The organism is Streptomyces sp. NPDC089799 (assembly GCF_040684755.1).
In the GTDB taxonomy this organism is placed as follows: Bacteria; Actinomycetota; Actinomycetes; order Streptomycetales; family Streptomycetaceae; genus Streptomyces.
In genome coordinates this window covers 167,510-181,417 of the sequence record NZ_JBFBGR010000007.1, presented here as the reverse complement: position 1 = coordinate 181,417, position 13,908 = coordinate 167,510, and the positions used below count along the sequence as shown (strand labels likewise).

General features: G+C 72.4%; 13 protein-coding genes and 1 tRNA gene. 3 read left to right on the top strand and 11 right to left on the bottom strand.

Annotated features, from left to right (window positions below; genetic code table 11):
* Positions 1–233 precede the first annotated feature (233 nt).
* From AB0O36_RS09740 to AB0O36_RS09715, 6 genes are all read right to left on the bottom strand, one after another.
* Positions 234–842, bottom strand: coding sequence for a DUF6344 domain-containing protein (locus AB0O36_RS09740; protein ID WP_365106588.1), 609 nt, complete (start codon positions 840–842; stop codon positions 234–236).
* A 203-nt stretch (positions 843–1,045) separates the two neighbouring features.
* A complete protein-coding gene (locus tag AB0O36_RS09735) occupies positions 1,046–1,171 on the bottom strand; it encodes a hypothetical protein (protein WP_365106585.1) in 126 nt (41 codons plus the stop codon).
* Positions 1,168–1,836, bottom strand: coding sequence for an ATP-binding cassette domain-containing protein (locus AB0O36_RS09730; RefSeq protein WP_365106582.1), 669 nt, complete (start codon positions 1,834–1,836; stop codon positions 1,168–1,170). Before AB0O36_RS09730 ends, AB0O36_RS09735 begins: the two co-directional genes overlap by 4 nt.
* A 28-nt stretch (positions 1,837–1,864) precedes the next feature.
* Positions 1,865–3,955 carry a hypothetical protein gene (locus AB0O36_RS09725; protein ID WP_365106579.1) on the bottom strand — a complete coding sequence of 697 codons (2,091 nt, stop codon included), beginning with the start codon at positions 3,953–3,955 and terminating at the stop codon, positions 1,865–1,867.
* A gap of 134 nt (positions 3,956–4,089) precedes the next feature.
* Positions 4,090–4,377: a lactococcin 972 family bacteriocin gene (locus tag AB0O36_RS09720; protein ID WP_365106577.1), complete on the bottom strand. Its 288-nt coding sequence runs from the start codon at positions 4,375–4,377 to the stop codon at positions 4,090–4,092.
* Positions 4,378–4,626: 249 nt separating this feature from the next.
* Positions 4,627–4,711, bottom strand: a tRNA-Ser gene (locus AB0O36_RS09715).
* 134 nt (positions 4,712–4,845) lie between these two features.
* On the opposite strand from AB0O36_RS09715, the gene AB0O36_RS09710 reads away from it, so the two are divergent.
* Positions 4,846–5,241: a hypothetical protein gene (locus tag AB0O36_RS09710; RefSeq protein ID WP_365106574.1), complete on the top strand. Its 396-nt coding sequence runs from the start codon at positions 4,846–4,848 to the stop codon at positions 5,239–5,241.
* Positions 5,242–5,257: 16 nt separating this feature from the next.
* A complete protein-coding gene (locus AB0O36_RS09705) occupies positions 5,258–7,078 on the top strand; it encodes an alpha/beta hydrolase (protein WP_365106573.1) in 1,821 nt (606 codons plus the stop codon).
* A gap of 125 nt (positions 7,079–7,203) precedes the next feature.
* On the opposite strand, the gene AB0O36_RS09700 is transcribed toward AB0O36_RS09705, so the two are convergent.
* The 5 genes from AB0O36_RS09700 to AB0O36_RS09680 form a co-directional block, all read right to left on the bottom strand.
* Positions 7,204–8,196, bottom strand: coding sequence for a peptidase (locus AB0O36_RS09700; RefSeq protein ID WP_365106570.1), 993 nt, complete (start codon positions 8,194–8,196; stop codon positions 7,204–7,206).
* A 225-nt stretch (positions 8,197–8,421) separates the two neighbouring features.
* Positions 8,422–9,387, bottom strand: a complete 966-nt coding sequence (locus AB0O36_RS09695) for a putative sulfate exporter family transporter (protein WP_365106567.1) — start codon at positions 9,385–9,387, stop codon at positions 8,422–8,424.
* A 101-nt stretch (positions 9,388–9,488) separates the two neighbouring features.
* Complete coding sequence (locus tag AB0O36_RS09690) at positions 9,489–10,040, bottom strand: cysteine dioxygenase family protein (protein WP_365106565.1); 552 nt, start codon at positions 10,038–10,040, stop codon at positions 9,489–9,491.
* A gap of 135 nt (positions 10,041–10,175) precedes the next feature.
* Positions 10,176–11,081, bottom strand: coding sequence for a LysR substrate-binding domain-containing protein (locus tag AB0O36_RS09685; RefSeq protein WP_365106562.1), 906 nt, complete (start codon positions 11,079–11,081; stop codon positions 10,176–10,178).
* A gap of 158 nt (positions 11,082–11,239) precedes the next feature.
* Positions 11,240–12,844: a trypsin-like peptidase domain-containing protein gene (locus tag AB0O36_RS09680; protein WP_365106559.1), complete on the bottom strand. Its 1,605-nt coding sequence runs from the start codon at positions 12,842–12,844 to the stop codon at positions 11,240–11,242.
* A 195-nt stretch (positions 12,845–13,039) separates the two neighbouring features.
* Between AB0O36_RS09680 and AB0O36_RS09675 the strand changes: the two genes are divergently transcribed.
* Positions 13,040–13,840, top strand: coding sequence for a glycerophosphodiester phosphodiesterase (locus tag AB0O36_RS09675; RefSeq protein WP_365106557.1), 801 nt, complete (start codon positions 13,040–13,042; stop codon positions 13,838–13,840).
* Positions 13,841–13,908 lie beyond the last annotated feature (68 nt).

The following is a 13,908-nucleotide window of genomic DNA, read 5'->3' as shown; positions in this document are numbered from 1 at the left end:
ACATCGGATAAACCTCATTCACGCCCCCAGAGCCTCAGTTCAGATCTCCTGTCACCCTGGCAACCCCTGCCCCACAAGGGGTGAAGCGTTCCGGCAACGGACCGGGCCCTCACATGCCGAAAAGGGCCGCGATCGCCCCGGAGGAACAGCACCTCCAGGGGCCCACGACCCTGCAACAGCACGCTTCACACCCCCCGCGCGCCCCGGGCGCACGCCGGGGCTCGCACCCCGGGCTATGCCGCCGGTGCGGCTTCCGGTTCGACGGGCCTGAAGATCCGGTCGAAGCGGAACAGGTCCAGCAGATCGGCACCGGAGAGCGGACGTCTGGTGGCCGGGGAGGAGCCGTGCGCCTCGGCCCGGATGCGCTGAGCCAGGGTGGGCGGGAGCGAGCCGCCGCCGCGCAGTGCCTCACGCCGGCGCCGCCGCCGGTCCCGTACGGCCGCCTGTGCGGGTACGGCTCCCTGCGCCGGTACGCCCGCCTGCCGGGGCACGCCCACCCGTCCCGTCGGGGCGGCGGAACAGCCGACCGGCGACTCGTCGGCCGCCGCGGCGGGAGAAGGGACCGGCAGCGGGGCGGGAGCCGGAACCGGCACCGGAGCCGGGACCCGCACCGGAGCCGGAACCCGCACGACGTGCGGAGCACCGTAGACGGTGCCGGCCGCCACGAGCCCCTCCTCCCCGCCGGCCACGCCCGGAACGGCGGCCTTGCGGCCGGCCGCCGCCCCCAGGACCCCGAAGGGCCCGAAGGCGAAGGAGACGAAGGAGGTGAAGAACGCCACGAGCGCGGCGAGTACGGCGGTGACGGCGCTCCGGATCGACACGAGCCTGCTGCTGCCAGCCATGACGGCCCCTCACTTCCCGATGTTCGGACGGGCGGATCTGCATACATTCGTCATGATGCGGATGCAACCCGACGATCAACGCCTTCCGCGCCGATCTTCCGACAAACACCACCCGCCCGGCCCAGCACTCCGCCGAACGCCCAGGTCAGCGGGCGGTCCCGCGCACGGGAAGGAGGACCGCGGCAAGGAGGACCGCGGCGGTGTCAGAGGGCATGGAGGCCCAGGCGGCCCAGGAGGGTGAAGGCGTGGGTGCCGTAGAGGGCGAAGGCCGTGATGGCGGCCAGGAGGACCGCGCCGAGGACGGCGCGGCGGATGACTCGGGCGTTCATGCGGACTGCCTTTCTTGCACTGCCACGGGGCGGGTCGCGTCCCCGACGGTCAGGACCGTGTCACAGCGGTCGCGGACGGCGTCGTCATGGGTGGCGATGACGACGGCGCAGCCCTCCTCGCACATCGTGCGGAGGATGTCGACGACCAGGGTGGTGTTGTCGTGGTCGAGCGCACCCGTGGGTTCGTCGGCCAGGACGAGGGCGGGCTGCTTGACGATGAGGCGGGCCAGGGCGACGCGCTGCTGCTCCCCGCCGCTGAGCCGGTGGACCGTTTCCTTCTCCCGGCCGCCCAGTCCGACCCGCTCCAGGGCCTCCGCGACGGTCGGGGCGCCCTTGCGGGCGCGCCGCGGCTTCATCGCGACCTCCAGGTTCGCGGCGACGGTCGCGTTCTCGATCAGCGCGTAGTTCTGGAAGAGGTAGCCGAGGACGTCGCGCCGGTAGTGCCGGGTGGCGCGCGGGCCGAAGCGGGTGATGTCCCGGCCCTCGTGGCGGATCGCCCCGGAGCTGGGGGCGTCGAGCAGTCCCAGGCAGTTGAGCAGCGTCGACTTGCCGGAGCCGCTGCGTCCGGTGAGGGCCAGCATCTCGCGGCGCGCCACCGTGAAGGAGAGACCGGACCAGAGGGTGCGCGGGCCGAAGGATTTGGACAGACTCTCGATTTCGATCACGCGAAGACTCCTGCGGGAGGGTGGGGGGTCACGACTCGCTCGCCCCTTCCTTGACGATCCGGCGGTGGAACACGGCGAGGGCCACGAGCACCGCCGCGACCTCGACGGCGACGAGCACACCGGTGACGCCGAGGTCGAGCCCGGTGAGCTCGGCGGGCGGGTGGGGCGCGGGGATGCCGAGGGCCTCGTACCGGGCGGCGTCCTGGTTCTGCTGCCACAGCCGGAAGGGCACCCAGACGGCGAGCAGCACGGCCAGGAGACCTTCGAGCAGCAGGACCGGACGGTGGACGGCCACGAAGGTCCAGCCGCTGATGTGCCGGGCGAAGACCGCCTGCGCGTTCTTCCGGGAGTGGACGATGCAGACGCCGACCCCGGTGATCAGCAGCACCGAGACCGCCACCGCCAGGTTGAACAGCTGGAGCCGGAACTCCCCGACCACCTTGCGCAGTTCGAGCGCGGCGTCCTGGGCGACGGGGGTCACGGCGGTCACGTAGGACTCGAGGTGCCGGCTGCGGACCCCGGCCGTGACGTCCTCCGGGTCGTGGAAGACGACGCTGCGCTGGGAGGCGTATCCGGTGTAGCCCTTGTTGCTGAGGTAGGGCGAACCGTTGGGGAAGACGATGACCACGGGGTCGGTGACCAGGGAGTCGTCCGCGCCGGGGTTGGCCGACGTACGCGACTTGCCGCGCGGGTTGTAGGTGAAGACGCGCTGTCCGTCCTTCGACGGTACGGCCGTCACCCGGTCGGCGGCGACCTTGTCCGGGGCGCTCGGGCTCAGCCAGGTCGGGGTGAGCTCCTTGAGGCGGGCGGTGTGCTGCGCGAGCCTCTCCGGCACCAGGAGCCGGACCCGGTCGCGGCCCGCGGCCTTCGGCGCGATCCGCTTCCCGGCCGGGTCGAGGAGCGGCTGCTCCGCGAGGAAGGTCTCGTTGACGATCAGCAGGTCGCCCGCCGTCAGCCCGGGTATGCCCGCGGACATCCGCAGGTCGCGGTGGCCGGCGACGACGACCTGGCCGTCGCGGTCGGCCTGGCGCAGCCAGGGGCCCACGTTGTCGTCCAGGGCGCGCAGCGCGGTGTCGCTGGCCAGGCTGCCGTTGAAGCGGATCGAGGTGGCCTCGCCGATCCTCGCGTAGGCCTCCCGGCTCTCCTGCCGGGCCAGCACGTCCTGGGCCGCGGTGACCACGGACGTGGCGATGCCGAGCGCGAGGACGAGCGCGGGTATCCGTACGGCGTACGCGCTCACCGACGCGGCCCGGGCCGGCAGCTCGCCCTTGAGCGCCCGCAGCACATCGGTCTGGAAGGTCAGCCAGAGCATGGCGGCGTGGGTGACCAGGGCGACGAGGCCGAGCGCGAGGGTGCTGCCCAGGGCGATCAGCGCGAACCGGCCGATCCAGGCCAGCCCGTTGTAGAGGCCGAGGAGCGCCAGGGTCACGGCGCACACGGCAGCCGCGGCGACCGACCAGAAGGCGGCCAGCTGCCGCATGTCGCGCAGCAGGATCTGACCGAACGACTTCCCCTGGAGCCGCTGCACCCCGTAGCCCTTGGCGCCGAGCAGGACGCTCGCGCCGGTCATCGTCACGATGGCGAGGGCGACCACGAAGAAGGAGCGGTACAGCGCGCCGTCGGCGTAGACGATGGACAGCTGACCGAGGGAGAAGGGCTGGTGGACGGCCGCGACCAGGCCGAGGCCGGTGAAGGTCCTGGTCAGCGCGTCGGCGGCGGCCTCGCTGCCGAACACGTAGTAGAAGCCGCGCGGGTCGCGCTGCCCCAGGTCGGCGACGGGGTGGACCTCGGTGGTGAAGCCGCGGCTGAATTCGGGATAGCCGTCCCGCAGCCAGTCCGAGTACGGGCCTCCGGGCGCGAGGTAGAGGTGGCGCCGGTCGGCGGGGGCCCTGAGGTCGGGGACCTCGCGGGCGACCGTCACATGGTTGCGCTCGGCGAACGCGGCCACCTCGCGGGCGACCTGCGCGCCGCCGGCCGAGCCGTCGGAGTCCGTCACCCAGACGACGGCGGAGTGCCCGAGGGCCCAGTCCTCGTCGAGGCTCCGGAGGAACAGGAAGGAGAGGGTCGCGGAGAACGCCAGTACGACGGCGTGGGCGAACTTGATACCTCGGTGCAGCATCTACGACCTGGCTTGGGGCACTTCGGAAGCGCGGCTCGTGTGGGGGGAGGGGGAGAGCCGTCCGTCCCGCCCCGCGCGGCGCGGGACGGACGGCTCGTCGCTGAAGTGGGCCGGGGCCTGAGACCGGCCCCGGATCAGCAGGTGGTGTTGTAGTACGACTTGTTGCCGCTCAGCTTCACCGGGGCCGCGGTGATCGACCACGAGCCCGCGGAGGCCTCGTCGCTGTCGATGTAGGAGCCGACCGAGGTCGAGCCGTGGCACTTGCTGCCGTGGTAGAAGTCCGACCAGACGGTGGCGGTGCCCGCGCCGTAGTCCCACGTGCCACCGCTGACGTTGACGGTGGTGGCCAGGGCCGGGGCGGCACCCGCGATGATCAGGGCGCCGGTGGCGACCGCGACCTTCATGCTGCGCTTGATCTGCACTGCACTCTTCTTTCTTTTCGTGCATGACGATCATCTGAAAAATGATCATGCGGAGAGTGGCAGTCCACATGACGGGATGTCAATTGGCCATATGGCGCAAAACCGTTGGTACGGTCACACAGGGATCTACGCGTGTTGCTTGTCACAAGCAACGACTCCACTTGAGGGTCTGCCAGGCCCCGGACACGACGAAGGGGTGCCCCCCTGTCGGGGACACCCCTTCGAGCCGGCACGCTCGCCGGCCTCATGCGGTGGGTGTGGGATTTGAACCCACGGTGACTCGCGCCACGACGGTTTTCAAGACCGTTCCCTTAGGCCGCTCGGGCAACCCACCTGGCCGGTACAGAGTACCGGGCTCCGGGGGTGCGGAGGGAGGTGATCCGGGTCCGGAGAGGCGCGATCGCCGGTACGGTCGGGCCGTTGTGCCCGGATCCGCGTTCGACCCCCCGACGAGAGGTGGACCTTCGCATGCCCGCGGAACTTCCCGAGAAGTGGCAACAAGTGGCACCCGAACCAGTCGGGCGGACATCGCCGGCGAGCCCCGGCACCACTGATCTCCAGCACAGCCCCAAGCCCTGGACCACGGCGGCCCTCACCGCCTCCGACCTGCGGTTCAGCACCGACGCGGCGATCACCGGCCTCGCCCGGGCACACGAGGGCCTGTCCGAGCACACGCGCGGGCTGGGCGCCGCGCTCGCGCTGGACGGCGTACGGCACTCGTGGGAGACCCGCCTGAAGGCCGTCCGGGACGAGTGCGCCGGGCTGAGCGAGATCCTCAAGGGCGTCGCCCTGACGCTCGGGGAGCTCGACCGGGAGATCGGCGGACAGTTCACCCGGATCCGGCACACGGCCGCCCGGGACTGACCAGGGAGGGGTGGGAATGGTATCGCTGCCCGACTTACGGGACCTGCGGCTCGGTGAACTGACCGAGGCCGCGAACGGATGGGCCGAGGCGGCCAACCGGGCGCGCTCCGCCCGGGACCTCGTGACCTCACGGATGATCAATGCGCTCCGGGACAGCCAGCACGGTGAGGCCGCGACGGGCGCCTACCGGCAGCTGGGCCGGCTGAAGGACAACTTCCAGTACGTGCACACGGAGTGCGCGATGCTCCAGACCGCGCTGAACGGCATCGTGGAGGAGCTGACCGGGCCCCAGCGCCGGGTCCTGGAGGCCCTGGCCGAGGCCCAGACCGCCGGGCTGGTCGTCCACGACGACGGCAGCATCAGCTACCCCGGCTTCACCTCCGGGGACCCCGGGGCCGAGCCCCAGCCCGCCGGCACCGTCGACGGGACGTCGAGCGGGAGCATGGGCAGCAGCGTCTTCGAGGACCTGGCGAGACGGAAGAATCCGCATGCCTCCCTGGCACGCGAGCTGGCCGTCCGGATCGCCCGTGAGCTCAGGACCGCGAGCGCCGTGGATGGGCTGTACAAGCAGTCGATCACACGGCTGAGGGCGGAGCCGGGGCTGGACGTCACACGGAACACCTGGGCCGATGTCGCGGGCGACCGGACCGCTCTGAAGTGGGCCGCCGGGGACGTCGTGATCGACGACATCCCGCAGAACAGGACCCCGAACGAGCGGAGGGTCTGGTGGGAGAACCTCACCGAGGAACAGCGCAACCAGTACATCGCGCTCTATCCGCAGATCGTGGGCAACCTCGACGGCATACCGGCGGCGGCCCGTGACGAGGCGAACCGGGCGTACCTCCCCGCCCTGATCCTCCAGCTGGAGGCGAGCGGCGACCCGAGCGCCGAGACCAAGATCGCCGGCCTGGAGAGGATCCAGCAGAAGCTGAACGAGGGCAGCGTGCCCCCGATGTTCCTGCTGGGCATCGGGGCGGAGGGCGGCGGCCGGGCGATCGTCGCCTTCAACAACCCGGACACCTCGCAGAACGTGGGGGTGTACGTGCCGGGGACCAACACCCGGCTGGACACCAGCTTCGCCAGCGGGGACCTGAACCGGGCCAAGGGCATCGCCATCAAGGCCGGTCAGGTCAACCCGGACTCGACCACGTCCACGATCGCCTGGCTCGGCTACGACACCCCGCAGGTCCGCACACCGTCGTACGGCGCCCTCGACGTGGGGGACAGGGACAACGCCCGGACCGCGGCACCGGCCTTCAATTCGTTCGTGGAGGGTCTGGGCGCGACCAGCACCTACGCCGGACCGCACCTCACCGCCATCGGCCATTCGTACGGCACGCTGGTGATCGGCGAGGCCACCCGGGACCGGCCGGGAGGCATCCCGTACGTCGACGACATCGTGCTCGTCGGCAGTCCGGGGGTCGGCCTCCAGGACGCCGAGGAGCTGAAGGTGGGCCGGGAGCACGTCTTCGTGGGCTCCTCGGACAAGGACCCGATCACCGACCTTCCGTCGAGGGAGGAGGCGGGGACGTCCTCGGTGCTCGGCTTCGCCGGAGCGGTCGCGGGGTTCATCGCCGGCGGCCCCGGCATGGCGCAGGCGGGCGCAGAGCTCGGCGTCGACCTGGGCCGGGACATCTTCGACGACGACAACGACGACGTGTGGTTCGGCAAGGACCCGTCCTCCTCCGCCTTCGGTGCGGAGAGGTTTCCCACCGGGCCGATCGGCCACAGCGACTACTTCACCGTGGAGGACGGGGACAACCAGGTCTCCGGGGACCACATCGCCGAGGTCGTGGCCGGACGGTCGGACCTCGTGCCCCGGATACCCCACCGGTAGTCCGCACTGCCGGCCGACCCGATCGCGCCACGCGCTGATCGGGGCGGCCGGGGCACGGGGGGCTTCCGGGGTGTCCGGGGGGGTCTCCGGGGGCTCCGGGGGCCGGTGCCTCCCGCGGATGCGGGTCAGGCGGTCTGCGCCTTGTCGTAGGCCGCCTTCGCCTCCGGGCCGAAGTGCGGCCCGTACATCCGGTTCGGCAGGAAGGTGTAGCCGAAGCTGTTCACCGAGACCTGGGTGCCCAGGCCGGTGGCCTCGTCGAAGTCCTGGAACCAGGGGCCGCCGCTGGAGCCGCCCGTCATGTTGCAGGACAGGCTGTGGTCCTTGGTCAGCAGGAAGTCCTTGCCGCTGGTGCCGCTGCAGTAGACCAGCTTGGTGCCGTCGTAGGGCGCGGCCGCCGGGAAGCCGAAGGAGTACATCCGCTTGGTGTAGCCACCGTTGAAGAGGAGGCCCTGGGCGCCGACCGCCTGGCTGAGGGTCCGGCCGTTCTGCGGGGCCACGACGGCGTAGCCCACGTCGTTGTTCATGTCCTCGTTCGCCGCCCACTGGTCGGTGGCGAAGGTCTTGGTCGCCGTCCACTGTCCGTAGGGCGCGTTGCCGTTGTCGTACGCCGGCACGAACACCCAGTCGGTGTGCCAGGAGCCCTGGTACTTCACGCAGTGCCCGGCGGTGATCACGGTGCTGCCGTTGGCGCTGGTGATCGAGTCGCCGGAGCAGGAGGCGGTGCGGCCCTGGAAGGTGAAGAACACCCGGCCCGAGGTCCGCACCACCGCGCCGCCGCCCGTCCAGGCGCCGCCGGCCTGCGGGAACGCCGTGGGCGAGGCCGGAGCGGAGGCGGCGGGAACGGCGGAGGGGGCGGTCGGGGCGATGGTCACCGGGTCGGCCGCCCGCGCCGGCGGCGACTGCGAGCCGGTCGCGGCCGCACGGCCGGCCGCGGCCGGGTCCACGTCCAGCGGGGTGGCGCCGCGCATCCGCTCGGCGGTCCAGAAGCCCGCGGTCTGCCGCGGGGTGGAGGACGCCGGGGCGGCGGCCGCCGCCGAGGGGGTGGCGGAGGACAGCGCGCCGGCGATCAGGGCGCCCGCCGCCAGCAGGACGGAGGCGGCTTTGCGGTGTCGATTCACGCAGGACTCCTTCTGCCACGCCGGACCGGTCGGGTCCGGGCAGGGTGGGGGATGAAGTGCTGTCGGTGCGGATCGGCTTGCCGGGGCAGAGTGACACGGCTTTCCCGATATTGTCATGCCCGCGTCATGGCGGGGTGGTGGGTTCAGGCCAGGACGGGGGTACGCCGTCCTGCCCCGCGCCCTCCGGCGTCCTGCCCGCCCCTCATGCCCCCTGCCCCGGCCCCCTCATACGGTGAGCAGCACGCCCGCGTACGACGCCCCGGCCACCACCACCCACGCCCCCAGCCCCAGCAGCGCGGCCCGTCCGCCCGTGCGGGCCAGTGTCGGCAGGTGCACCGCGCTCCCCAGCCCGAAGAGCGCCGCCGCCAGCAGCGCTTCCTGGGCCGTACGCGACCAGTGCAGGACCTCCGCCGGCACCGCGCCGGTGGTCCGCAGGGCCGCGGCCGCCAGGAACCCGGCGACGAACAGCGGCACCGGCGCCGGCCTGCGCCCCGAGGCGGTCCGCGTCCCGCGCCGCCGGGCCCGCAGGGCCAGGGCCACCGCGGCCACCAGCGGGGCGAGCATCGCCACCCGCATCAGTTTGACCAGAACCGCCTCGCCCAGCGCCCCGGGCCCGGCGGTCTGGGCCGTGGCCACCACCTGGCCGACATCGTGGACGCTCGCCCCCACCCAGCGGCCGAAGGCCGGGTCCGACAGCCCGAGCGGGCCCTGGAGCAGCGGAAGGACGGCGATGGCGAGGGTCCCGCACAGGGTCACCAGGGCCACCGAGGCCGCCACGTCCTCCTCGTCGCTCCCCGACACCTCGCTGACCGCCCCGATCGCCGAGGCCCCGCAGATCGCATAGCCGGTCGCGATCAGCAGGGGCTGGTCCCCGCGCAGCCCGAGCCGCCGGCCCAGCCAGAGGGTGCCCAGGAAGGTCGCGGTCACCACGCCGGCCGCCATCGCCACCGTGGCCCAGCCCAGCCGCAGCACCTGGTCCAGGCCCAGGCCGAGCCCCAGCAGCACGATGCCGATCCGCATCAGCCGCCGGCCGGCCAGCGAGAGCCCCGGGCGCGCGGGGCCCCGGACGACCGTGCGCACCCCGGGGAGATGGGCCACCGCGATGCCCAGCACCACCGAGGCGGTCAGCATCGGCACCGCGGGGAGGATCCGGTGGACGCCCCAGGCCACGAGGACACCTCCGGCAGCCATGGCCAACCCCGGCCAGGGCGAGCGTGTTTCACGTGAAACATGCCGAACTCCCGCGCTCCGCCCGTTGCTCCGGGGCCTGTTGAGGAGGGCCATCAGGGCCGTCACTCCGCCGGGAGCCGGTACACGCGACGGATGCTGGTGCCCAGCCGGGACACGTCCGCGCCGTAGACGTGGATCGATATCGCCTTGTCCGTACAGGAGTTGCGCACCCGGTGGATGTCACCGGGCGGGGCGAACCCGCACACCTCTCCCGGTCCGTTCACCACGTCCTCGGTGGGCACCAGCCGGGCCGCGCCGCCCGCCGAGGCGGCCAGCCGGTAGCGCCGTTCGCTCTCCTGGCCCTCGTGGACCCCGGCCACGCACCAGGAGACGTGGTCGTGGATACAGGTCTCCTGGCCGGGCAGCCAGACCAGCGCGACCACGGAGAAGGACCCGTCCGGCTCGGCGTGCAGGACGTGCTGCCGGTAGCGCTCCGGATCGCCCTCCTGCTGGGCCGGGGCGAGGAGGTCGCCCCGGCCCAGGTGCGGGGAGAGCAGCTCACCGACCAGGTAGGCGGTCAGGTCGGGGGCCAGACCCCGGTCGACGACGGAACGGATCTCACGGACGAGGGCGGCCATCCTCGCGGTGGTACGGGCCGGCAGGGTGGTGGTCATGACCGCAGCGTCCGCCTGCCGATCCATCACGTCCAACGACAGTTCCGACCCGAAATCCCAAGCTCCCGTTATGGGTTGGGGGATCGGTCCGGCCGGTCTCCGGGTCCGTGGCGGCCGCCGGCCGGGGCGGTGCGTTCAGCAGCCCACGCGGTTCGCCGCCACCTGCCGGAGCTTGTCCAGCACCACGGAGGTCGCGGGGATCCTCAGGTGGTCCCGGTAGACGTACGCGGAGATGTGGCGGCGGGCCGCGGGCTGCAGGGCGCGCCCGCAGACCCGGCTCAGCGCCAGCGAGGGCAGGACCAGGGCGGGCATCATCGCCACCCCCAGGCCCTGGGCGACCAGGCTCTGGGCCACCAGGTTGTCGTCGGTGGCGAAGCGGATGTCCGGGACGAAGCCCAGCTCCGCGCACTCGTGCAGCAGGTTGGCCCGGCAGCGCGGGCAGCCCGCGATCCACCGCTCCCCGGCGAGGTCCGCCAGGTTGACCGCGCGGCGGCGCGCCAGCGGATGACCGTTGGGCAGCAGGACGGTCAGCTGGTCCTCCATCAGCCTGACCTCGGTGACTTCCTCCGGGACCTCCTCGTGCAGCCCGGGGTAGGTGAACGCGAGGGTGATGTCACACTCACCCCGCCGCAACCGGTGGAGCGACTCCGGCGGCTCCCCCTCCAGCAGTTCGACCTGGACGCCCGGGTGGTCCTTGGCCAGCTCGCTGAGCGCCTCGGGGACCAGCGCGACATTGGCGCTGGGGAACCCGCAGAGCCGGACCCGGCCGGTGCGCAGCCGGGCGTACGCGGACATCTGCTGCCGGGCGTCGGACAGGCAGCCCAGGATCGACTCGGCGTGCCGGGCCAGGGACTCGCCCGCCTCGGTGAGCTGCATCCTGCGGCCGACCCGGGTGAACAGCGGGGTGCCGACGGCCCGTTCGAGCGCCTTCATCTGCTGGGTGATCGCGGGCTGGGTGTACCCCAGGGCACGTGCGGCCGCCGAGTAGGACCCCGAGACGACCACTTCGTGGAATGTCCGTATGTGCCGCGAATCGAACACGTCTGAAGCATAAGCGGATGTTGGGAGGGGCCGTAGGCACAATCGCGCCTACGGCCCCCTGTGGATCGGCCAGTCCATCGGCCGGTTCCATCGGCCGGTCGATCAGCCGGTCGATCAGCCGGTCCATCAGCCGGTGGACCGGCCGGTGCCGCTGCCGACTACTTGTCGCCGATCCGCGAGCCGAGGGTGATCTCCACCGTGTTCGGCTTGCCGTCCCGCAGGTAGGTGAGCTTCAGGGTCTCGCCCGGCTTGTGCGTCCAGATCTCGCTGATCAGCGTCGGGCCGCTGTCGATCGGCTTGCCGCCCAGCTCGGTGATCACGTCGCCCGGCTTGAGGCCCGCCTTGCCGGCCGGACCGCTCGGCTTGACCAGCTCCTCGGGGGTGCCGCCCGACTCCGAGATCTTGGCGCCCTCGGCCTTGGACTGGAGGTCGACGGAGACCTCGATCACCGGGTAGACCGGCTTGCCCGTCTTGATCAGCTGGTCGGCGACCGCCTTCGCCTGGTTGATCGGGATGGCGAAGCCGAGGCCGATCGAGCCGGCCTGGCCGCCGCCGAAGTTGCCGTTGCTCGCGGACTGGATCGCCGAGTTGATGCCGATCACGGCTCCCCGGCCGTCGAGCAGCGGACCGCCCGAGTTTCCGGGGTTGATCGACGCGTCGGTCTGCAGCGCGCTCATGTACGAGCTCTTGTTGCCCGTGCCGTCGCCGGAGGCCACCGGGCGGTGCTTGGCACTGACGATGCCGGTCGTGACGGTGTTCGACAGGCCGAAGGGGGCGCCGATCGCGATCGTCGGGTCGCCGACGGCCACCCGGTCGGAGTCGCCCAGCGCCAGCGGGGCCAGGCCGGACGGCGGGTTCTTCAGCTTGAGCACCGCCACGTCGTAGCCCTGGGCCCGGCCCACGACCTCGGCCTCGTACTTCTTGCCGTTGGAGAACGTCGCGGAGAGCTTGCCGCCGTCGGCGGCGGAGGCCACCACGTGGTTGTTGGTGAGGATGTGGCCCTGCTGGTCGTAGATGAAGCCGGTACCGGTACCGCCCTCGCCGTCGCCACCCAGCGCCTGGATGGTCACCACGCTGGGCAGCGCGTGCTCGGCGAGGCCCGCCACGGACCCCGGGTCGCGCTTGAGGTCCTTCGGGGTGGTCCCGGCCGAGACAGTGGTGGAGCCGGACGCGGTGTCCCCGCGCTCGGCCGCCCAGTAGCCGATGCCGCCGCCCACACCGCCGGCGAGCAGGGCCGCCACCAGCACGGCCGCGATCATGCCGCCGCGGCCCTTGGGCTTGGCCGGCGGCATGCCGTCGCCGACGGGCGGTGCGCCCCAGCCGCCGTGGCCGGTGCCGCCGGGCACGCCGTACGCCGGAACGGCCGGCGGGGGCGGCGGCCAGCCGCCCGCGGCGTGCCCCGCGGGGGCCGCGGCGGGACCGGGCTGACCGGGCTGACCGGGCTGACCGGGCTGAGCCTGTCCGGCCGTCGGCGGTACGGGCGCGCCGTACGTCGGGGGCAGCTGCTGGGTCGGGGCCTCGCCCGGGACGGGGGCACCCGGTGCGGGCGCGCCCGGAGCGGCCGGGGCGGCCTCCTGGGCGGGCGGGGCTGCGGGGGTCGCCGGGGCGGCCGCGTCCGGGGCGGGCGCGCCCTCGGCCGGGTTCGGCTCCGCCGCACGGGGCGCGTCGTCACTCGCGGGCACGGGAGCATCCACCGGCACGGGAGGTGCGGACGGGGCCGCGGGAGGTGTCGGGGCCGCGGTGCCCTCGTTCTCGGTGCTCACAGCGCTCTCTCTCCTCGTCGCACACGGCTTCGCTCATGTCGAGTGTCCACGGACATCGGTCCGACCGAACGTTCGACCACCCGTACAAGTTCCTGGGCAAAGCCTTTCCCATGGACTGTCAGAGCACTGTAAGCCGGACCTGTGCATCCCCGCCCGGCCCGGCACGCTGGCCCTTTCGGGTGGCACCATGACCCGGTGACCCACGCAACGCCGCGTCCCATCCAGGTCGTCGCCCACCGAGGTGCCTCGGAGGACGCCCCCGAGCACACCCTGGCCGCCTACCGGAAGGCGATCGAGGACGGTGCGGACGCGCTCGAATGCGACGTACGCCTGACCGCGGACGGCCATCTCGTGCTCGTTCACGACCGCCGGGTGAACAGGACCTCCAACGGACGCGGCGCCGTCTCCGCCCTGGAACTGGCCGATCTCGCGGCACTCGACTTCGGGTCCTGGAAGGGCCGCGAGGAGTCGCCCGACTGGAACACGGACCCCGAGCGCACCTCCGTGCTCACCCTGGAACGACTGCTGGAGCTGATCGCGGACGCCGGCCGCCCGGTGGAGCTCGCCGTCGAGACGAAACATCCGACCCGCTGGGCCGGACAGGTGGAGGAACGGCTGCTCTTCCTGCTCAAGCGGTTCGGACTGGACGCCCCGCCGGCCGGGGGCCCGCACCCCGTCCGGGTCATGAGCTTCTCCGCCCGGTCCCTGCACCGGGTGCGCGCGGCCGCGCCGACGGTGCCGACCGTCTACCTGATGCAGTTCATCTCCCCGCGGATGCGGGACGGGCGGCTGCCCGCCGGGGTGCGGATCGCCGGCCCCGGGATACGGATCGTCCGGAACCATCCCGGGTTCGTCAGGCGGCTCCAGGCCGCCGGACACGCGGTGCACGTATGGACGGTGAACGAGCCGGAAGACGTTCAGCTCTGCGCTGATCTGGGTGTGGAAGCGATCATCACCAATCGGCCACGACAGGTCCTGTCCCAACTCGGACGCTGACGCGCTCTTTGTCCCACCCGTCACTCCCTCTCCCTCCGTTACAGGGAGTGCTCCGGCGCATCCGCTCC

Bases quoted from the DNA above. Each gene is read 5' to 3' on its own strand.
- AB0O36_RS09690 (WP_365106565.1), bottom strand. From the start codon at position 10,040: ATGACCACCACCCTGCCGGCCCGTACCACCGCGAGGATGGCCGCCCTC.
- AB0O36_RS09705 (WP_365106573.1), top strand. From the start codon at position 5,258: ATGGTATCGCTGCCCGACTTACGGGACCTGCGGCTCGGTGAACTGACC.
- AB0O36_RS09740 (WP_365106588.1), bottom strand. From the start codon at position 842: ATGGCTGGCAGCAGCAGGCTCGTGTCGATCCGGAGCGCCGTCACCGCC.
- AB0O36_RS09725 (WP_365106579.1), bottom strand. From the start codon at position 3,955: ATGCTGCACCGAGGTATCAAGTTCGCCCACGCCGTCGTACTGGCGTTC.
- AB0O36_RS09735 (WP_365106585.1), bottom strand. From the start codon at position 1,171: ATGAACGCCCGAGTCATCCGCCGCGCCGTCCTCGGCGCGGTCCTCCTG.
- AB0O36_RS09695 (WP_365106567.1), bottom strand. From the start codon at position 9,387: ATGGCTGCCGGAGGTGTCCTCGTGGCCTGGGGCGTCCACCGGATCCTC.
- AB0O36_RS09710 (WP_365106574.1), top strand. From the start codon at position 4,846: ATGCCCGCGGAACTTCCCGAGAAGTGGCAACAAGTGGCACCCGAACCA.